Source organism: Amycolatopsis sp. NPDC006131 (assembly GCF_040614175.1).
Classification (GTDB): domain Bacteria; phylum Actinomycetota; class Actinomycetes; order Mycobacteriales; family Pseudonocardiaceae; genus Amycolatopsis_E; species Amycolatopsis_E tucumanensis.
In genome coordinates this window covers 1-20,149 of the sequence record NZ_JBEXTX010000107.1, presented here as the reverse complement: position 1 = coordinate 20,149, position 20,149 = coordinate 1, and the positions used below count along the sequence as shown (strand labels likewise).

Below are 20,149 nucleotides of genomic sequence, written 5' to 3'. Positions count from 1 at the left end.
CTTTCCGGAAAGAGGGTCAGTCGACGTAGGACACCCGGGGCTTGCACCGGTCGTCCTCCAGCTCGGGCAACAACACGACACGCTCCTGCTCGAACGCGTCGGTGCGGGCGGTGACGAACGCCGCGTCCCCGGTCAGGCTCCGGTTGTAGGACACGTGGGGGCAGAACGGCGGGATGTACAGGAAGTCGCCGACGCCCACGATCAGGTCGTGTTCGAGTTCGGCGCCCCAGAAGAAGTGCACGCTGCCCCGCAGGCCGTAGAGCGCCGACTCGTGCTCGAGGTGGTAGTGGACGTTCGACTTCTCCCCCGGCCCCAGCGAGGTCACCAGGAGCGACAGGTGCTTCGACGGCGTGGTCACCCCGTTCACCCCGAAGAGCGCGTTGACGTCCTGCTTGGCGCGCTGCTCCCGCTCCGGGTGCACCAGGGTGACGTCACCGTCCCATTCGACCTTGAACTCCATGTGGCCCGTCCTCCTCGATCAGTGGCTGTGACGATGGGAGAACGGTGCGCCGCGGGCCCTGCCCGGGTCGAGGTGGCTGTCCAAAATTTGCACAGCGAAAGGCGTTTTCCGGACCGTCCCAGCCATAATCGGCGGACGGTGTTCTCGCGGGCACTGAGGAGGAGGCGCGATGAGGTCGGTGGAGACCCGGCTGGCTTGGGAAAGCTTCCAGTCCGGTGCGGAGGCCCGGATCCGGCAGGAGATCGTCGCGTCGTGGCGGCGATCCCGGAGCAACGGGGTCGACCCGGACCGGCTGGACCTGGCGCACGGCGAGATCGACGTGCAGTCCCCGTTCGTCCGCGTCGCGGCACCGGTGCTGCTCGGCATGGCCGACCTGCTGACCGGCAGCGACACCTCGCTCGCCCTCGCCGACCCCGACAGGTTCCTGACCTGGCGCTGGGAGTCCGAGCGGACCCTCACCCGGGCTCTGGACCGGATCGAGTTCGAGCCCGGCTCGCAGGTCGCCGAGCAGAGCGCCGGGACCAACGGGATCGGGGTCGCCGCGACCACCCGCCGCCCCTCGATCGTGATCGGCGCCGAGCACTACAAGCAACCGTGGCACCCGTGGGCCTGCGTCGCCGCACCGGTGGTCCACCCGATCACCCGGCGCGTCGCGGGCATGGTGAACGTGGCGTGCCACGCCGACGACGCCAACCACCTGCTGCTGGTCGCGGTCCGGGCACTGGTCGACGGGATCACGACCGCGCTGGGCGAGGCGGCGACCTCCCGGCAGCGGCGGATGCTCGACGCGCACCTGTCCTTCCGGTCCGCGTCGGCCGGGCCGGTGGTCACCCTCGACCGCCAGACGATGATCGTCGAGGACGAGGCCGCCGAACTGGGCCTGGACCGGCCGGCCCTGTGGGCGGCGGTGCTGGAGGCGGGCCCGTCCGCGAGCGAGATCGCGCTCGCGGACGGCCTCCGCGCACGCCTGTACCCGGTCACCCCGGGCCGGCTGGAGGACGGCGTCGTGCTGGTGCTCACGCGCGGCTCCGCACCGGGCGGGGCGGCATCCTGCCGGGAGGCCGCGGCCTACGGACCGCTGGAGCGGGCCGAGGTCCGGGTCATCACGGACACCCTCGCCGAGTGCGGGGGCAACAAGTCGGAGGCGGCGGCACGCCTGGGCATCTCCCGCGGCACGCTCTACCAGCGGCTCCGCCGCTACCGGCTGGGATGAGCCGCGCTCAGCGGTGGAAGCGCGTGGTGACGGACAGGTGCTCGCGCTCCACGGTGATCGCGTTGACGGGCGCTTCGGTGTCGGCGTAGCCGAAGGAGATGCCGAACAGCAGCTTCCCGCCGCTGATGCCGAGGACCTCCCGGACGGTGTCCGCGTAGAAGCTCAGCAGGCCCTGCGGACAGCTCGCCACGCCGTGGGCGGTCAGCGCGAGCAGCAGGGTCTGCCCGTACATGCCGACGTCGGCGGCCAGCCGGGCCTCCGCCGTGTCCGGCGCGAACAGCATGGCGACGTGCGGGGCGCCGTAGAACCGCAGGCTCTCGGCGTCGTACGCGGCGCGCTTGTCGCGCTCGTCCGGGCCGATGCCGAGCGCGCCGTAGAGCGCGGCGCCGAAGGCGGCACGGCGTCGCTGGTGCACGGGCGCGTAGATGTCCTCGCTGTACGGGAAGTCGACCGAGGTCCGGCCGGCCCGGTGCGCGGCCACCAGCGCGTCCGCGAGGGCGTCGCGCCGCGCGCCGCTGACCACCTCGACCTGCCACGGCTGCGCATTGGAGTTCGACGGTGCGGCTGCCGCCAAGGAAAACACCTCCTGGAGCGTCGTCTCCGGAACCGGCGTCGGGCGGAACGCCCGGGTCGCCCGGCGGCCGCGGATCAGCTGCGCCGCATACCCGGCGAGATCACTCATCACAGGGACTCCTCACTGAAGTAAACGATGGCGTTTACTTAAGACCGTAACAGCGCCCCGGAGCCAAGTAAACGGTCACGTATACTCTGTGACGTGGAGAACGGAACGACCAGGAGGCCGGGGCGCGGGGCCCGGGAGCGGGTGCTCGCGGCGGCGAACCGGCTGTTCGCGACCCAGGGGATCAACGCGACGTCGATGGAGGACGTGGCGGCACAGGCGCCGGTGTCGAAGCGAACGCTGTACGCGCACTTCCCGACCAAGGACGACCTCGTCCTCGCCCAGCTCCGCGCCCTGGTGGAGTCCGGGGACACCCTGCACGCCGTGCTGACGAGGGAGGACATCCCGCCCCGCGACCGGCTGCTGGCGATGTTCGACATCCCGGCGCCCGCGACCGGCCCGGTGCGAGGCTGCCCCTTCCTGGACGCCGCGGCCGAGTTCCCCGACCCCGACAGCGCCGCCCACGCCTACGCGCGCGCACAGAAGCTGCTCATGCTCCGCCTGGTGACCGACCTGGTCATCGAGCTCGGCGTCGCCGAGCCCGAGCTACTCGCCGAGCAGCTCGTCACGCTCGCGGACGGGGCCGCGATCCGCGCGATGACCCTGAACGACGCAGGCTACGGCCGCCACGCCCGCGCCGCCGCCGCGACCCTCATCGACCACGCGGAACGCAACCCAACCGAGTAGGTCGCGTCGGGTGTCCCGCCGAATCCGCGTCAGGCACTGTGCTGCGCCGCGCGATCGCTCGGTGCCAAGTCCAGCGCCTCGGCCAGCTCCGCCTGGCGCTGCCGGTACACGGCGACGTTGGCGAGCTTGATGTCCTCGTAGCCGCGCACCACGTCGGGGAGTTCGGCGAGTTCGAGCAGCGCCGGCTCGTTCGCCTCGGCGACGCGGAGGGCCTTGCTGATCGCATCGCGGTATTCGGTGATCAGCTGCCGCTCCACGCGCCGCACCCGGGCGTAGCCGAACAGGTCGAACCGGGTGCCGCGCAGGCGCCGCCCCGCGCGCAGCAGCCGCAGCACCGGCTGCGCCCAGGGGCCGAGCGCGATCTTGCGGTTCAGGCCAAGCGCACGCAGCACCGGCGGGTGGAACCGGTGAGCGTAGCGGGCGCCGGGACCGAACTCGGCTTCGATCTCGGCCCGCAGCGCGGGGTCGAGGGAGAGCCGGGCGACCTCGTACTCGTCCTTGTAGGCCATCAGCTTGTAGAGGTTGCGTGCCACGGCTTGGGTGACCGCGCCGTCACCGGCCCGGCTGCGCACCTGCTCGACGAATTCGGCGTAGGCGCGGGCGTAGTCCTCGTCCTGGTAGGCGATCAGGTCCGGGATCCGCACGTCGAGCAGCCTCGCCAGCTCCCCGCCCTCGGCCCGCACCAGCGACCGCACCCGTCGCACGGCCGCAGGGTCGGCTGTGGCCCCGGGTGCCGCCGGCGGCGGGGCCAGTTCGCCTGCCAGGGCGTCCGGGTCGGCCACGAGCTGGCGGCCACGGCGGAACGCCTGCAGATTGGCCGCGACCGCGGTGCCGTTGATTTCGATCGCTTGCTCGATGGCCGCGGCGCTCACGTTGAGCGCGCCGGTCTGGTAGGCCGCGCCGAGCTGGAGGATGTTGGCGAACTGGTCGTCGCCGAACAGCGCCTCGGCCGCGGCGCGGGCGTCCAGGTAGTGCCCGCGAGCTGTCGCGCCGTCCAGGACGGACCGGATGCTGGACTGCTCGGGGAAGGACACCGCGGTGTCGATGATCATCCGTCCGGTCGGGATCTCCGAAGTGGACACCACCGCGACCGTGCGGTCCCGGTCGGCCACGGTCAGGTGCGCCGGATCGGCCGCCACGAGCGGGTCGCACGCCAGGTACAGGTCGCACTCCCCCGCGGCGAGCTTGGGCGCCTGCTCCACCGGTTCCGTGGTGATCTTGACGTCGGAGACGACGGCGCCGCCCTTCTGCGCCAGGCCGGTCTGGTCGAGAGTGCGCACGTGCCTGCCGTCGAGAACGGCGGCGGTGGCCAGGATCTGCGCCACGGTCACCACGCCGGTGCCGCCGATCCCGGTGATGCGCACGGCGACATCGCCTTCCGCGTTCCGCGGTTCCGGCAGCTCGGACGCCTCCAGCGACGCGATCTGCTTGCGGCGCTTTCCTTCTCCGGGCACGACGGTGAGGAAGGACGGGCAGTCGCCGTCGAGGCAGGAGTAGTCCACGTTGCACGAGGACTGGTGGATGCGGGTCTTGCGGCCGAATTCGGTGTTCACCGGCTGCACGGACAGGCAGTTGGACTTGACGCCGCAGTCGCCGCAGCCCTCGCAGACGCGTTCGTTGATGAACACCTTGGTGGCCGGGGTTTCCTGCTTGCCGCGCCGCCGCTTCCGCCGCTTCTCCGCGGCGCATTCCTGGTCGTGGATCAGCACCGTGACGCCCGGGATCGCGGCCAGTTCCTCCTGGGTGCGCAGCAGATCGTCGCGGGACCGGACCTCGACCCCGCGGGGGAACCGCAGCCGCCGCAACCGGCGCGGCTGGTCGGAGGTGACCACGACCTTCGCCGCGCCCTCGACGAGGAGCAGTTCGGCGAGCTTGTGCACCGGCAGCGCCCCGACCGCGTCCTGGCCGCCGGTCATCGCGACCGCCGAGTTGTGCAGCAGCTTGAACGTGACGTTCACGCCGGCCGCGACCGCCGCCCGCACGGCGAGGCTGCCGGAGTGGGTGAAGGTGCCGTCGCCGATGTTCTGCACCAGGTGGCGGGCCTCGACGAACGGGGCCATGCCGATCCACTGAGCGCCCTCGCCGCCCATCTGCGTGATGCCGATGACGTCCCCGACCTGGCCGGGCTCCATGAACAACGCCATGGTGTGGCAGCCGATCCCGCCACCCACGAGGGTGCCCTCAGGCACCTTCGTCGAGGAGTTGTGCGGGCAGCCCGAGCAGAAGTAGGGCGTGCGGGCCAGCAGCGGCACCGCGATCCGCTCCCGCCTGCGCCGCCCTTGCCACGCGCGCACCGGCTCGATGTCGCCGAGCAGGCGCGCGAGTCCCTTGGCGATGACGTCCGGATCCAGCTCGCCCAGCTCGGTGAACAGCACCCGGCCGTCAGGCCCGGTCTTGCCGTGCACGCGTGGCGCGCCGGTGCGGCCGTAGAGGATCTCCTTGACCGCGGGTTCGATGAGCGCGCGCTTCTCCTCCACCACCACGATTTCGTTGAGCCCCTGGGCGAAGTCGGTGATGATGCCGGGTTCGACGGGGTGGATCACGCCGAGCTTGAGGATGCGGACACCGAAGCGGGCGAGCGCGTCCTCGTCGAGCCCGAGCGCGCGCAACGCCTGCCGCAGGTCCAAATAGGACTTACCGGCCGTGACGATCCCGATCCGGTCGCCCGGCCCGGACCGCACGATCCGGTTCACGCCACTGGCCCGCAGGTACTCCAGCGCGAGCGGCAGCCGCACCCGGTGCAGGCTGTGCTCCAGCGTCGCCAGCTCCGGCCCGAGAAGCCGGCTGCTCGGGCGGTGGCCGTAGGCGCCCTCGGGCAGCACCGGCGCCGTCCACGACGGGTCGACCACGGCGGTCCCGGCCGCGTCGGCGACGTTGGCGACGATCTTCATCACCGTCCACAGCCCACTGGCCCGGGACAGCTCCACCGCGTGCCGACCGTGGTCCAGGACGTCCTGGGAATCCGCCGGGAAGAACACCGGCATCGCCAGGTCGGCCAGCGCGTGCTCGGAGGCGCAGGGCACCGACGACGACTTCGCGTTCGGATCGTCCCCGACGAGCGCGACGGCGCCGCCGCGCGGGTGGGTTCCGGCGAGGTTGGCGTGCCGCAACGCGTCCGTGGCCCGGTCCAGTCCCGGGGCCTTGCCGTACCAGAAGCCGGTGACGCCGTCCGTGCGCAGCGAGCCCAGCCCCGCGGCCAGCTGGCTGCCCATCACCGAGGTCGCCGCCAGCTCCTCGTTGAGGCCGGGCCGGTGCACCACCGCGTGCTCGTCCAGCAGCTTCCCGTGCCGCGCCAGCTCCAGGTCGAACCCGGCCAGGGGCGAACCCTCGTAACCGGATACGAACGCCGCCGTGTCCCGCCCTGCCCGCCGGTCCTGCCGAATGCGGTCCAGCACCACGCGCACCAGAGCCTGCACACCGGTCAGGTAGACCGTTCCCGTCTCGCGCACGTACCGCTCATCCAGGGTGAAGGTCGTCATGCCGGGCCTTTCGCGTCACGCCAGTTGGGACGTGGATCACTTCAGCCAACTCCAGCGGCGCCGCGCAACAACGAACAGGCCGGTTCCACCGAGCACGCAAAAATTCTCGCGATCGGAGTGTTCCGGCTCGCATCCGTTGCGTACGATCCCCCGTCATGGCCGACGAGCTGATCGACGCGACCGACCGGGAGATCCTGACGCTGCTGCGGGAGGACGCCCGCCGGACGCTGTCCGACATCGCCTCCCGCGTCACGCTGTCCACGGCCGCGGTGAAGCGGCGCGTCGACCGGCTGCAGGAGGCCGGAGTCATCACCGGGTTCACCGTGCAGATCGACCACGCCAAACTCGGCTGGGGCATCGAAGCCTTCACCCAGCTCCGCTTCTTCGGCACCACGAACGTCGACGAGATCGTGCAGACCACCACGCGGATGCCCGAGGCGCAGGCCGTGTTCACCATCGCCGGCGACCCGGACGCCCTGGTGTGGCTGCGGGTGCGCGACATGCAACACCTGCAGCGCACGATCGACGAACTGCGCCGCAGCCACCGCATCACCAGCACGAAAACGCTCATCGTGCTGGATTCCTGGACACGGGGCCAGCAATGGCCGGGCAGTGCGCCCTGACCGGAGCCGTACACTCGGGGTGATCGGAAGGCAGGTGACAGGGTGTCGGAAGCACGTTCCCGGCTGCTCGGGACAGCCAGCCGGCTCTTCTACGCGGAGGGGCTGCACTCGGTCGGCATCGACCGGATCGTCGCCGAGGCCAAGGTGACCCGCGCGACCCTGTACCGGCACTTCCCCAGCAAGGACGACCTGGTCGTCGCCTACCTCACCGCCGCGGACGAGCTGATCCGCGCCCAGATCGAATCGGTGCGCCAGGCCGGGCACTCCCCCGCCGACACCGTGCGCGCGGTCGCCGGAACCATCGCCGACAGCATCCGCTCCGATGGGTTCCGCGGGTGCGCCTTCCTCAACGCCGCCGCCGAGTACCCCGCGCCCGACCACCCGGTCCACCGCGCCGTCCTGACCCACCGCCAGTGGTTCCTCGACACGATCACCGAGCTGATGGCCGCCACCGGCGAAACCGAACCCGAACCGCACGCCAGGCACTTCGTCATGCTCCGCGACGGCGCCATGGCCGCAGGCTGCCTCGCCGACCCGGAAGCGGTCTGCGAAACCTTCCTCCTCGGCGTCGAAGGAATCCTCAAATACCGCGACGCCTCCGTGGTGGACCAAGCCACGGTCACGACCCGCCGACGCCAGCCGGCTCGGGCACGCTGACCCAGCACGCGCTCGCCGCGCATCGAGAGGTGCACCGGCCTCCGTCCGATCAGGACAGTCACGACGTCGCTCAGTCCAGCGAGTGAGGAGGTGCGCCGGTGTCCCCTCCCCCGCATGGCGGTGGGACGGAACACCGGCGCGGATCAGCGGCCGTAGGCTTCGAGCAGCCGCAGCCACACCTCGCTGACGGTGGGAAACGCCGGGACCGCGTGCCAGAGCCGGTCCAGCGGCACCTCGCCGACCACGGCGATCGTCGCCGCGTGCAGCATTTCCGCGACGTCCGGGCCGGCGAGGGTGAACCCGACGATCACCCTGCGGTCCTCGTCGACGACCATCCGCGCGTGCCCTTGATACCCCTCCGCGTGCAGGGCGGCCCCGGCGGTCGCGGCCAGGTCGAAGTCGACGACGCGGATCCGCAGCCCGGCGGCCTCGGCGGCGGCCGCGGTCAGACCCACTGCCGCGATCTCCGGTTCGGTGAAGATCACCTGCGGCACCGCGCGCTCGTCGGCGGTCGCCACGTGCCGGCCCCACTCGCGGTCGTCAGCGGGTTCGCCCTTCGCGCGGGCCACGATGACGTCGCCGACGGTGCGAGCCTGGTACTTGCCCTGGTGCGTGAGCAGAACGCGCCGGTTCACGTCGCCGGCGGCGTAGAGCCAGCCGCCACCGACCGGCGCGCCGTCCGCACCGACCACCCGCATCGTCTCGTCGACGGTGAGCCACGCGCCCGGCCGCAAGCCCACGTTGTCCAGCCCGAGGTCCTGGGTGTTCGGAGTGCGGCCGATCGCGACGAGGAGTTCGTCGGCTTCGAGCTGCTCGCCGTCGGTGAGCGTGATGGACACCGTGCCGTCGTCGTTGCGCTTGACTGACCCGGCCTCGGCGCCGATGCGCACCGAAACCCCCTTGTCCCGCAACGACGCTGCCACCAGCTCACCGGCGAACGGCTCGTTGAGGTGCAGCACGCCGTCGCGGGCCAGCATGGTGACCGAGGACCCCAGCTCGGCGAACGCGGTGGCCATCTCCGAAGCCACGACCCCGCCGCCGATGACGGCGAGCCGGGACGGCACTTCCTCGGTCGCCACCGTCTCGCGGCTCGTCCACGGCCTCGCATCGCGAAGGCCTTCGATGTCCGGGACCAGCGCGCCGCTGCCGGTGGCGACGACGACCGCGTGCAGCGCGGTCAGCGTCTCGGTGGCGCCGTCGGCGCCGGTCACCTCGACGGTCCGGTCGGAGCTGATCCGGCCGTGTCCCCGGTACAGGGGGACGCCGACCGACTCGAGCCAGGACACCTGGCCCTCGTCGTCCCAGTTCGAAGCGAAGGAGTCGCGACGGCGGAGGACGGCGGCCACGTCGAGGTCGCCCGTCACCGCCTCCCGCGCGCCGGGCACCTGCCGGGCGGCCCGGAGTGCCGCTCCGCTGCGCAGCAGCGCCTTGGTCGGCATGCAGGCCCAGTAGGAGCACTCGCCCCCGACCAGTTCCCGTTCCACGATCGCGGCGGTCAGCCCGCCCTGCACGACCCGGTCGGCCACGTTCTCCCCGACCGGGCCGGCGCCGATGACGATGACGTCGTAGGTGGCCACGTCAGCCGGCCTTCGCGGCACTGCCGAGGCGGATCGCCGAAACGAGGAAGAAGATGCCGCCGAGGACGGCGTAACCGGCCACGGCGGACAGCGAAGGATCCGCGGCGGCGGCGCTGACGATGAAGTTGCCACCGGCCAGCACCGAGATGCCGCCACTGAGGATCATCGGCCACTGGCCACCCATCTTCCGGCGAACGACCGCCACGATCAGCTGGACTAGCCCGGCGACGATCGCCCAGGCACCCCACACCCGCAGCACCGCCGGAATGCCGGAGGCCGCCGCGACGCCCACGCCGATGGTGGCGAGCAGGCTGATCGCCATGTTCACGTACAACCCGCGGACCGATCCGGTCCCCTTCGCCGAACGAGCGTCCACGACGGCCGCTCCCACGTCGAACAGCGGGTACAGGACGACCAGGACGATGCCGACGGCCCCCAGGCCCGACTTGGTCGTCAGGAACACCAGGACCGCCCACACGATGGCGAACGCGAACCGCACGAAATACAACCGGCGCAGCGCCGGCGCGAACCCGCCCACGGCGGGCGAATCGACAGTAGTCACCTTGATCCCTTCAGCAGGAGGAGAATCGCTCGCAAGACCGAACGTTCTATCTCGACCTAGCTTGGACCGGTCGCGGACCCGTGTCAAGACCGAACGTTCTAGCTCACTCGGAAGACTTCCGGACCGCAGCGTGGTCACACCTCCTCGGGGCAGCGGCCGATCTCCTGCGAGACAACGGGATTCACGCAGCCGGCGTCGACCGGAACCTCGCCGTAGCACAGCCAGTTCGCGGCGGCGGCTGCGTCGCAAGGCAGCCGCCGGCCGTCCGATCGTCCTGCCGGCTCACGCCCAGCTGCGGTATTCGTCGGCGGGCAGCGGGTGATCCACCGGGACGATCCGGGAATGCACCGCCGTCAGGCAGCCGGGGCAGAACAACTGCCGGAAGACGACCTCCGCGTCGACGTACTCCTGCGGGTCGTGCCAGATGTGCGGCCCCGCCTCGGTCGGTGGCGCGTCCCGGCGGGCCAGCGACGCGACGAACGCACCCCCGGCCAATGGCCCGATCGCGGTTCCACAGTGGACGCACAGCACCGTGCCGCCGTCCGGCGCCTCCCGGACGGCGAGGTTGTCGTCGAGACGGCGCAGGCCGGTCAGGTCCGGCTCACCGGCAGGCACGAGCCGGACCTGACCGGCCAGCCCAGCGCCGGAAGCGCGGCGCCGCCGCAGCTGCGCGCGTCGCTCTTCGGTCGCGGCGCCGTCCACTTCGCCGTCCTCGCGGAGCACGACCCCGTAGACGTCCTCGGCCGCGTCTGCCGTCACGCGGACCTGCCGCACGTCGTCGCGGACGCTCTCCGGCGACCGGAGCAGCGGATCGCCGTACCCGCCACCGGCCTGCCAATGGAGGTAGAGCGCGTCGCCCGGCCCCAGGTGGGACTCCCCTTCGCAGGGCAGCACCTCGATCTCCCCGCCCAGCTCCTCCAGGTCGCCGGGAATGACCGACGCCTGGGCCAGCTGAGGTTGGTTCACCCCGCGCACGACCAGGTCGAGCTGGGAGTTGCCGGGGTAACCGCCCGCCAGGCCGACGTTCTGGTTCGCGACCTTGCCGGTGCCGGAGACCACCAGTGACATCGTCCCCTGCTGGTCCGGGTGCTGGACGTAGCAGACCGAGCCGCTCATCCCCCCGCGCCGGCGGCCGGGCCCGCCGGAGTCGGTCTCCTCGCGGCGCCACAGGGCGACGAGCGGGTAGAGGTACTCGGTCATCTCGACGTCCGGCGCCCGCGCCGACGGGATGATCAACCGGCCGCCGGTGTCGACGCCGTCGTGGTACACCTGTGCGCCGTACCCGCCCGCCATGACGTCGAAGACCGGTGACACGAAACCCTTGCTCGCGCCACCGCGGGTGTCCACACCGGACACGACACAGAGGTCGGTGGTGCCGTTGCAGATGGACTGCACGTCGGTGCGATGGTCCGGTTCGGCGTCCAGCATCTTGGCCAGCACCTCGGCGACGAGGTTGCCCGAGCCCCAGGCCGGACCGAAGGGTCCCTTGCCGACCGCGGCCGGGAAGGACGCGTTGGTGATGGTGTCCTCGTCGGTGATGATCTCGAAGCAGCGCATCAGCCCCCCGGCCGCCCACGGGATGTCCCCGGCCAGCAGCGGCAGCATCGTGAAGACGATTCCGGCCCGCAGCCCCGGGTAGGGGCAGTTGATGATGCCGGTCTGCCCGGCGGTGCCGCGGAAGTCGAAGACGAGCGTGCCGGCTTCCTTGGTCATGGCCACCTTGATGGCGTGCAGACCGCGGTCGCCGGTCTGCGACTGCTCCTGATAACCGACCGCGGACCAGGTGCCGTCCGGCAGCGTCTCGAGCTTGGCCCGCAGCCGGCGCTCGGCGTCGTCCATCATCCGGCGCATCACCGACTTGACGGTGTCGGCGCCGTACTTGGCGATGAGCCGCAGGATCTGCTCGGCCGCGTTCTTGTTGGCGGCGATCTTGGCCCGCAGGTCGAGACCCACCAGGTGCGGGAGCCGCGAGCGGCGGACCCAGGCGTCGGCGACGTCGCGCTGCAGCACACCGCCGCGCACCACCTTCATCGGCGGCGTGGGGACGGCCTCGCCGAAGACGTCCTGCGCGGAGGGGCTGAACGAGCCCGGCCGCGGCCCGCCCAGGTCGACCTGGTGGGCGATGGCCGTCGTCCAGCCGAACAGCTTGCCCTCGTGGAAGATCGGCGCCAGGATCGCGGCGTCGTTCTGGTGCAGGCCGCCGCCGATCCATGGGTCGTTGCACAGGAACATGTCGCCCTCGGCGATACCGGGGTTGTCGCTGCGGTGCCGGAGCGTCCAGGTGATCGCCAGGTCCATCGAACCGATCAGGCCGATGTTGTACGTGCCGACCTGGACCTGCTCACCGAGCTCGTCGCAGATGGAGAAGTTGAAGTCGTTGGACTCGGTGACGACGTGCGAGCCCGACATGCGGCGCAGCGTCTCCCCCATCTCCTGGGTGATCGCCCACAGGCGGTGCCGGACGACTTCGTAGGTCAGGGCGTCGACCTCGGCGTCGCCGGCCTGGTGCAGGGGCAGGGCGGGCGAGATCTGCCGCAGCAGCTCCTCCCGCGGCATGGGGCGGCTGGTGAACTCGTCCGCCCCGGGGATCCTGGATGTCATGGGAACTGTCCTCACTGGTAGCGCAGCACGAGGTTGCCGAGGTGGTCGACTCGTCCGGTGACCCCGGCGGGGACCACGACCACCGTGGTCGGGACGTCGACGATCGCCGGTCCGGCGAGTTCGTGGCCGGCGCGCAGCCGCGCGTAGTCGTAGACGGGGGTCATCACGTAGCCGGTCTGCGAGTCGAGGCAGACGGAACGTTCTCCGATCAGGGCCTCGCGCGGGTCGGGGCCGTCCGCCTCGGGGACGGCGGGCAGCGCGACCGGGAAGCCGAGGCCGGCCTTGGCGCGCATGCGGTAAGTGATCGCCTGCACGCCCGCCTCCCGGTAACCGGCGCCGCTGCCGTTGACCCGCTCGTACTGCTCCTCGAAGCGCGCGAGGATCTCCTCGCCGGTGCGCTCGGTGAACTTCGCTTCCGGGACGGCGGTCGAGAGTTCGGTGACCTGCATCGAGTACCGCAGGTCGATCTCACGGTGCAACGACACGTCGTGGAACTTCACCTTCTGCCGGTCCAGCGCGCGCTGCAGGTCGGCTTCGAGCCGCGCGAAGTGGGATTCGAGCACGGTGTGGTCGACCGGGAAGGACGACGGATCGGACAGTTCCGCGCTCAACGCGACGTCCGAGGCCGCGAGCCCGTACGCCGAGAAGGCGGACGCGACCGGTCCGAGCGGCACGACGACCTCGCTGACGCCCAGGTCCTGGCAGTAACCGGCGCAGTGAGCCGGCCCGGCGCCGCCGAAGGCGTAGGCGACGAAGTCGCGAGGGTCGTAGCCGGCCTGCACGACGGCCCGCCGCAGCAGGTCGCCCGCCTGCGCGTTCTGCACCTCGTGGATGGCGATGGCGGCTTCTTCGACGGTGAGGCCGAGCGGCTCTGCGACGTGCACGCGGATCGCCTCCCGCGCGAGGTCCATCCGCAGCGGCTTGCGTCCGCCGAGCAGGCCCCGCTCGCTCAGGATGCCGAGCACCAGGTTGGCGTCGGTGTTCGTCGGGCGCGTCCCGCCGTTGCCGTAGCACGCGGGACCGGGCACGGCTTCGGCGCTCTGCGGGCCGAGCCGGAGGTTTCCGCCCTCGTCCACGGACGCGAGGGCCCCGCCGCCGGAGCCGATGGTGTGCACGCGAATCGTCGCCGCGTTGATCGGGAACTGGTTGACGATGGAACCCGGCGCCATGACCGGCTCGCCGTCGACGATCAGTCCCGCGAGGAACGTCGTGCCCCCGACGTCGGTGGTGATCACGTTGCGGTGGCCCAGCTGCCCGGCCAGGCGCATCCCGCCGACGACGCCGCCGGACAGCACGGACCCGACCGTCGTGATGGCGTGCTCGGGGGCCCGGTCGGCGGTGATGGTGCCGCCCTCGCTCTGCATGACCAGCAGCGGTCCCTTGAGCCCGCCTTCCTCGAGCCGCTTCTGCAGCGGCAGCAGGTAGGTGCGCAACCGCGGGCCGACCTGGGCGTTCATGATCGTCGTGGAGGTCCGCGCGAACTCGCGGATGCGGGGGCTGACCTCCGAGGACAGCGTGACGTACATGTCCGGGGCGATCTCGTGGACCAGCTCCCGCACACGCTGCTCGTGGACGCCGTTCTTGAACGACCACAGCAGGCAGACCGCGATCGCCTCCACCCCCTGGTCCACGAGGGCCTGTGCGACCCGGCGGACCTCGTCCTCGTCCAGCGGTACCAGGATCCGTCCGGCGTGGTCGATCCGCTCGGTGACCTCCAGGGCCCGGTACTTCGGGATCAGCGGCGCGGGCTTGCGCTGCCGGAGCGTGTCCTGGATCTCGTGGGCCGACCGGCCGAGCGTGCGGCCCTCGGCGTTCATGATGTAGATCGCGTCCCGGTGGCCCTTGGTGGCGATCAGCCCGACATCGGCGACTTGGCCTTGGACCAGGGCGTTGATCGAGGCGGTCGTGCCGTGCGCGATGTAGTCGGTCTGCGAGAGCAGTTCGCCGACGTCGATGCCCAGCTCGGCGGCGAGGTCTTCGATCGCGCGCATGACCCCGGCCTCGCGGTGGGGCGGGGTCGTCGGCGTCTTGGCCGACACGATCCGGCCCGCGCCGTCGGAGGCGACGGCGTCGGTGAACGTGCCGCCGACGTCGATGCCCAGTGCGTATGGCATGCGTTTCTCCTGGTGTTCTCTACCGCTGGTGGGCGGGGACGCGCCCGGTGACTGTGCGCAGGAGCTGCTCGGGGCTGGCCTCCGCACCACCCATCCAGGCGACGTGCTGGTCCGGGCGGACGAGCAGCAACTCGGCGGGGTAGCGGTCGGGCCACCGTCCGGGCAGGTCCACGACGGCGAGGGGGATGCCGAGTACCCGGGCGGCCCTGGTCCAGGACGTCGTCGCGGCCCGCGGGTTCACGCGCAGCAAGGTGAAGCCGTGGCCGAGCACGTCGAGCACCGACCGGCCGTCGTCGAGCCACGCGTGCGGCAGCCGGAACCCCGGCCGCGCCCGGTCCTGGTAGTCCCCCATGGTGATCTCGGCGTGGCCGCCGCCGACCACCAGTGGCGAGCCCGCGTAGTGGTAGCCGAAGCTGAACCCGTCGGGTGAATACCGGCGCGGCTCGGTGACGGCGAGCCGCTCGGCGAAGTCCGCGCGGGCCCGCTCGCCGTCCGGGCCGGGCAGGTGGATCTCCGGCGGGACGTCCGCGAACGACGTGCGTGCCTGGGCGCCGACCGCCGTGGCGAACTGCTCGCCCACCGGCTTGCGCTCCGCCTCGTAGGCGTCCAGCAGCTCCGGTGGCGCCCATCCGTGGTGGACGGCCGCCAGCATCCACCCGAGGGTCGCCGCGTCCTGGATGCCGGCGTTCATGCCGAATCCCCCCACGGGGATCCAGATGTGGGCGGCGTCCCCGGCCAGGAAAACCCGGCCCGCGCGGTACCGCCGGGCGACGAGCCGCCGTCCGGTCCAGCGCACCACGCCGAGCACCTCGTGCTCCACGGGCTTCCCCACGGACTCCCGCAGCAGTTGTTCCGGGTCCTCGCCCCCGGTGTCGTGGTCAGGGGCGAAGGCCACGTGGTTGAGCCACAGCGACTCGCCGTCGATCGCGATCAGCGACGCGATCCGGCGGCCGTAGGTCCAGTACGTCCAGGCCGGGTCGCGGGCGGCGAGCCGGCCCAGCTCGGGCGAGCGGACGAAGGTCGAGACGAACCGCTGGATCGCGTCGACGCCTTCGTACCGGATGCCCAGTTGCCTGCGGACGGTGCTGTGGGCGCCGTCGCAGCCGACCACGTACGCGTACCGCAGAGCGCGGCGCTCGCCCGCGGTCTCCACCACCGCCTCGACGTGGTCGTCGAACTGCCGGAGCGAGACCAGCCGGGTGCCGCGCTCGAGGGTCAGCCCGGGGAGCGTGCCGGCGTGCCGCTCCAGGATGGGCTCGAGGTACAGCTGCGAGATCCGGTGCTGCGGCTCCGGCGTCGGCCAGCCGTCCTTGCCTTCGCCGGCCAGGACCTCGCGCGCGGACGGCAGATCGATCCGGTAGATCTCCTCGCCGGCCAGGGTCGTCCGGTAGTGGATCGAGGTGGGGTAGTCCCCGGGCAGGCCGGCCCGGCGGATCTCGCCGGCCAGCCCGAGCCGCCGGAAGATCTCCATCGACCGCGCGGAGGTGGTGTTGCACCGGGGGTTCACACCCCGCTCTTCGGTCGCTTCCACGACGTGGCAGGGGACGCCGCGCTGCGCGAGGTCGATGGCGAGAGTCAGGCCGGCGGGCCCCGCGCCCACGACCAGGACATCGGCCAGGTTCTCGCTGTGCTGTGTCATGCGCTCAGGAACTCCCCTACCAGCTTGCAGAACTCGTCCGGCCGGTCGACGTGGATCCAGTGCCCCGCCCCGGCCACCACTTCGAGGCGGGCATCGGGCAGGGACGCGACCAGGCGCTCGGAGACCTCGGGCGGCGAGACCCGGTCGCACTCCCCGTGCAGTGCGAGCACCGGGGTCGTGATCTTCCCGAGGTCGACCGGCGGCGGGCCGTCCACGACGTCGGCGAACATCGACCGGAACGCGGACTCGGCGCCGGGGCGGAGTGCCTGCCTCAGCCGGAGCTCGGTGAGCTCGTCGAGCAGTTCTTCGTGGACGTGCTCGTCGGCGACCAGCCGGCCGAGGGTGGCTCGCATGGAGGTCTTGGTGGGGTTGTCGTAGAACGGAATCGCGCGCGGCAGTGGTCCCGTCCCGGCTCCGCCCATGACGACCGCGCGGCCGACCCGCTCGGGCGCCATCGACAGCAACGCCAATGCCGCGGCCCCGCCCGCGGCCGAGTTGCCGACCACGTGGACGCGCTCCAGGCCGTGCTGGTCGAGGAGGTCTCGTACCTGCCGGGCGCGGGCCAGCGCCCAGGCACGCGGCCCGGCGAGCCCGCCCGTCCCGGCGATCCGCGTCCCGAACCCGAGGAGATCGGGCGCCAGGCAGCGGAACTCACCCTCGAACCGGGGCCGCACGCCCGACCAGTTGCTCGCCGCGTCGACGCCGGGTCCACCACCGTGGAGCAGCACGAGATCTGATGTGGCCGGCACCTACCGCCTCCTCTGTGGATCGTACGTCGCGACGAGGTCGGTGCCATCACCCGCATGCCGAGTCCGCGCAGGATGATCTCCAGGCCGGGTGCGTCCGAACCGGACGAGGAGGAGCACCGCGAGAGCCCCGATCACGCCGGGGATCGCGAAGATCCGGAACATCGAGCCGGGGGCCCAGCCCGCCTGCAGCAGGAAACCGGCGATCAGGGGCGCCAGGACGGCACCGAGCCTGCTCACGGCGACCGCCAGACCGAGCGCCGTCGCGCGGGCTTCGGCCGGGTAGAGGTTCGGGATGATGACGTTCATCCCCGAGATCGCGCCGTTGAGGAACACTCCGACGAGCACGGCCACGACCAGTGCGGTGGCCAGCGTCGACAACGACACGGAGAACAGGATGAGGAAGAGGGAACCGATGCCGAAGTAGGCCGCGGTGAGCCGCCGCGGCCCGACCCGGGAAACCAGCAATCCCAGCAGGACCGCGCCGGTGACACCACCGATGCTGAAGAGAACGCCGCCGCTGATGCCCTGCTGGCCGGACATGCCGGCCTTCAGCAGCAGGCTGGGAGTCCACGAACTCGCGAAGTAGAACGTCATCTGCGCCGCGATGAACGCCACCCAGACCAGCGCCGTCCGAAGGGCGTTGCCTCCGCGGAACAACGAATCGAGCGCCACTTTGCGCGACACCGAGGCCGGAGGTGCCGAGGGCAGGTCCTCGACGCGGGCGCGGCCCATCGAGGCGAGGATCCGGTTCAGCTTGTCCAAGGCCTGGCGCGGCCGGCGTGCGACGAGGTAGTCCATCGACTCCGGCAGGTACCGCAGCCCGACCACGAAGAGGACGGCGGTGGCGGCACTGCCGAACACGAAGACCGCTCGCCAGCCGAACGGGCCCAGCAGCAGGCTCGAGGCGATCCCGGCGACGAACGAGCCAAGACCGTACCCGGTGGTGATCAGCGCGACGACCAGCCCCCGGCGCCGGTGGTTCGCGTACTCCGAGGTGAGCACCGGCAGGCTGGCCGCCATCGCGCCCACCGCCGCGCCCGTGACGAGCCGGCAGACGAGGAGCTGGCCGAGGTCCTGCGACACGGAGGCGGCGAGCATGCCCAGTGCGGCCAAGGCGAGACAGCCGAGAGTGAGGCGCCGTCGCCCGATTCGGTCGGCGAGGGGCGCGAGGAAGAGCCCGCCGAACGCCATCCCGGCCAGTCCTCCGCTGAGCAGCACTCCCACCGCCGAGGGGGACAGACCCCACTCGCGGGTGATCGCCGGCCCGATGAAGGACGTGACCAGGAGATCGAACCCGTCGATCAGGTTGATCACCAGGCACAGGGAGACCGCACCGACCTGGGCCCGGCTCATCGGTGAGTTCTTGACCTCTTCGAGAACGTTCAAGGGAACCTCGCTTCGTTGCGACGGTCGGTCAGGCCCCGGTAGAGCCCGGGCGGCAGTGGAACGCGGCTGACAAGAGCCACTCGACGCGCGCTGTATGTAGCGTTCACTCTACAAGCTCGAGGAGGGGTTGACTAGTGCTCACCCCTCGGCCGTCCACAGCAGAATCTCGGGACGTGCAACGGATGGAACAGGCAACTCCGCGGCATCCTCCGATCTCGTGTTAGAGTGAGCACTACATACATGAGATAGAACGTTCGGTCTTGCTCATTCTGCTCCCCTCTCTCACTGAAGGAAACCCATGCCCGGTCACACTGGCGACGACTCCTCGGTCGCCGCGGCGCAGCGCGCGTTGCGCGCCCTCCTGCCCGCCCAGCAGATTCACGTTTCCGGCAGGGGCTACGCCGAGGGCGTCACCTTGTGGAACGCCGCGGTGAGGCGCCGGCCCGCCATCGTGCTGACCTGCAACTCCACCGCCGACGTGGTCACCGGTGTGCGCACCGCACGGGAATTCGGCCTCCCGCTCACGGTGCGCGGCCGCGGCCACGACTGGGCCGGCCGTGCCCTGTCCGACGGCGGCTTGACGCTGGATCTGCGGCCACTGCGCGACGTCCGGGTCAATCCCGGCGCCCGGACCGCCGAAGTCGGTGGCGGCGCGTCGGCCAACGACCTGCTGGCCGCGGCCGGCGCGCACGGCCTGGTGGCCGCGACCGGCACGATCGGGACGGTCGGGGTGGCCGGGCTGACCCTCGGCGGGGGTTACGGTCCGCTGGCCGGGCGGATCGGCCTCGCCGCGGACAACCTGCTGGCCGCCGAGGTGGTCACGGCCGACGGATCGGTCGTGCGCACGGACCAGCACCAGCATCCCGGTCTGCTGTGGGCACTGCGCGGCGGAGGCGGCAATTTCGGGGTCGTCACGTCGATGACCGTCCGGCTGCACGCCGTGCCCTCCGTGATGACCGGCCTGGTGCTCTATCCCTGGCACCAGGCCACGCGAGTGCTGGAGCGGGTTCGCGAGGCGCACCACGACGCCCCCGACGACCTGACGATCCAAGTCGGTGCGATCGCCGTACCGGACGGCTCGCCCGCGCTCCTGGTGCTGCCGACCTGGGCGGGGGACGCCGCGGTGGGCGAAGACCCCGCTGGTCCGGTGATGGCGCTGACCCGGCTCGGCGATCCCCTGCTCACCCAACTGGAGACCGCGCCCTACGCCGCGGCGATCGCCGCGCGGGACGCGATGTTCCCCGACGGCAGGCACGTCACCATCCGCACCCGCTCGGTGCCCGGGCTCACCGACGACGTCATCGGCGTCGTCGAGCGATTCGGCGGCCGGCTGCCGACACCGATGTCCGGGCTGACCCTGCACCACTTCCACGGCGCCGCGGCCAGGGTCTCCACCACCGACACCGCCTTCGCGCTGCGCCGGCCGCACCTCATGGCCGAGATCATCGGCATCCACCCGGCGCAGGACAGCGGCGAGCACGTCGTTCGCTGGGCCGACGCGGCATCCGCGGGGCTGGCCGGGCAAGCCTTCCCGGGTGGCTACGCCAACCTGCTCGGGCCGGAAGCAACCAGCCAGATCCCCCACGTCTACGGGGACAACCTGCCCCGCCTGCAGCGGATCAAGGCGGCGGTGGACCCGGACGGTGTCTTCTCCGCCACGCCGTTGCCGATGGCCGGACCCGCCTGACCGAGCCGGCCCGCGGGCCCCGTCCCCTTCGGCGGC

15 protein-coding genes are annotated in these 20,149 nt (G+C 71.5%); 5 read left to right on the top strand and 10 right to left on the bottom strand.

The features are described 5' to 3' along the window. Positions 1 to 16: 16 nt before the first annotated feature. Positions 17 to 460, bottom strand: coding sequence for a cupin domain-containing protein (locus ABZ215_RS35505; RefSeq protein WP_020417246.1), 444 nt, complete (start codon positions 458 to 460; stop codon positions 17 to 19). A gap of 169 nt (positions 461 to 629) precedes the next feature. Here ABZ215_RS35505 and ABZ215_RS35500 point away from each other — a divergent pair, with 169 nt between their 5' ends. Then, positions 630 to 1,673 (top strand): helix-turn-helix domain-containing protein, encoded by a 1,044-nt coding sequence (locus tag ABZ215_RS35500; protein ID WP_354954761.1) that lies wholly within the window; start codon positions 630 to 632, stop codon positions 1,671 to 1,673. 7 nt (positions 1,674 to 1,680) lie between these two features. Here ABZ215_RS35500 and ABZ215_RS35495 read toward each other — a convergent pair whose 3' ends face one another. Further along, positions 1,681 to 2,355: a nitroreductase gene (locus ABZ215_RS35495; protein ID WP_354954759.1), complete on the bottom strand. Its 675-nt coding sequence runs from the start codon at positions 2,353 to 2,355 to the stop codon at positions 1,681 to 1,683. A gap of 93 nt (positions 2,356 to 2,448) precedes the next feature. Between ABZ215_RS35495 and ABZ215_RS35490 the strand changes: the two genes are divergently transcribed. Next, on the top strand, positions 2,449 to 3,039 hold the full coding sequence (locus tag ABZ215_RS35490; protein WP_354954757.1) for a TetR family transcriptional regulator: 591 nt from the start codon (positions 2,449 to 2,451) through the stop codon (positions 3,037 to 3,039). 29 nt (positions 3,040 to 3,068) lie between these two features. Here ABZ215_RS35490 and ABZ215_RS35485 read toward each other — a convergent pair whose 3' ends face one another. Next, on the bottom strand, positions 3,069 to 6,518 hold the full coding sequence (locus ABZ215_RS35485) for an indolepyruvate ferredoxin oxidoreductase family protein (RefSeq protein WP_354954756.1): 3,450 nt from the start codon (positions 6,516 to 6,518) through the stop codon (positions 3,069 to 3,071). A gap of 155 nt (positions 6,519 to 6,673) precedes the next feature. Here ABZ215_RS35485 and ABZ215_RS35480 point away from each other — a divergent pair, with 155 nt between their 5' ends. Next, the gene (locus ABZ215_RS35480) at positions 6,674 to 7,141 is read left to right on the top strand and encodes an Lrp/AsnC family transcriptional regulator (RefSeq protein WP_020417250.1); all 468 of its coding nucleotides are present in this window, start codon (positions 6,674 to 6,676) and stop codon (positions 7,139 to 7,141) included. A 42-nt stretch (positions 7,142 to 7,183) separates the two neighbouring features. Next, positions 7,184 to 7,798, top strand: a complete 615-nt coding sequence (locus ABZ215_RS35475; protein WP_354954753.1) for a helix-turn-helix domain-containing protein — start codon at positions 7,184 to 7,186, stop codon at positions 7,796 to 7,798. Between the two features lie 143 nt (positions 7,799 to 7,941). Here ABZ215_RS35475 and ABZ215_RS35470 read toward each other — a convergent pair whose 3' ends face one another. The 7 genes from ABZ215_RS35470 to ABZ215_RS35440 form a co-directional block, all read right to left on the bottom strand. Continuing rightward, the gene (locus ABZ215_RS35470) at positions 7,942 to 9,375 is read right to left on the bottom strand and encodes an NAD(P)/FAD-dependent oxidoreductase (protein WP_354954751.1); all 1,434 of its coding nucleotides are present in this window, start codon (positions 9,373 to 9,375) and stop codon (positions 7,942 to 7,944) included. 1 nt (position 9,376) lies between these two features. Next, positions 9,377 to 9,937, bottom strand: a complete 561-nt coding sequence (locus ABZ215_RS35465) for a hypothetical protein (RefSeq protein WP_354954749.1) — start codon at positions 9,935 to 9,937, stop codon at positions 9,377 to 9,379. A 282-nt stretch (positions 9,938 to 10,219) separates the two neighbouring features. Then, positions 10,220 to 12,538, bottom strand: coding sequence for a hydantoinase B/oxoprolinase family protein (locus ABZ215_RS35460; protein WP_354954747.1), 2,319 nt, complete (start codon positions 12,536 to 12,538; stop codon positions 10,220 to 10,222). An 11-nt stretch (positions 12,539 to 12,549) separates the two neighbouring features. Continuing rightward, positions 12,550 to 14,652, bottom strand: coding sequence for a hydantoinase/oxoprolinase family protein (locus ABZ215_RS35455; RefSeq protein WP_354954745.1), 2,103 nt, complete (start codon positions 14,650 to 14,652; stop codon positions 12,550 to 12,552). Between the two features lie 19 nt (positions 14,653 to 14,671). Then, complete coding sequence (locus tag ABZ215_RS35450) at positions 14,672 to 16,291, bottom strand: FAD-dependent monooxygenase (RefSeq protein ID WP_354954743.1); 1,620 nt, start codon at positions 16,289 to 16,291, stop codon at positions 14,672 to 14,674. Then, positions 16,288 to 17,040 (bottom strand): alpha/beta hydrolase, encoded by a 753-nt coding sequence (locus tag ABZ215_RS35445; RefSeq protein WP_354954741.1) that lies wholly within the window; start codon positions 17,038 to 17,040, stop codon positions 16,288 to 16,290. The genes ABZ215_RS35450 and ABZ215_RS35445 overlap by 4 nt, the downstream gene beginning before the upstream one ends. After that, positions 17,041 to 18,426 carry an MFS transporter gene (locus ABZ215_RS35440; protein ID WP_354954739.1) on the bottom strand — a complete coding sequence of 462 codons (1,386 nt, stop codon included), beginning with the start codon at positions 18,424 to 18,426 and terminating at the stop codon, positions 17,041 to 17,043. A gap of 298 nt (positions 18,427 to 18,724) precedes the next feature. Here ABZ215_RS35440 and ABZ215_RS35435 point away from each other — a divergent pair, with 298 nt between their 5' ends. After that, positions 18,725 to 20,113 (top strand): FAD-binding oxidoreductase, encoded by a 1,389-nt coding sequence (locus tag ABZ215_RS35435; protein WP_020417259.1) that lies wholly within the window; start codon positions 18,725 to 18,727, stop codon positions 20,111 to 20,113. Positions 20,114 to 20,149 lie beyond the last annotated feature (36 nt).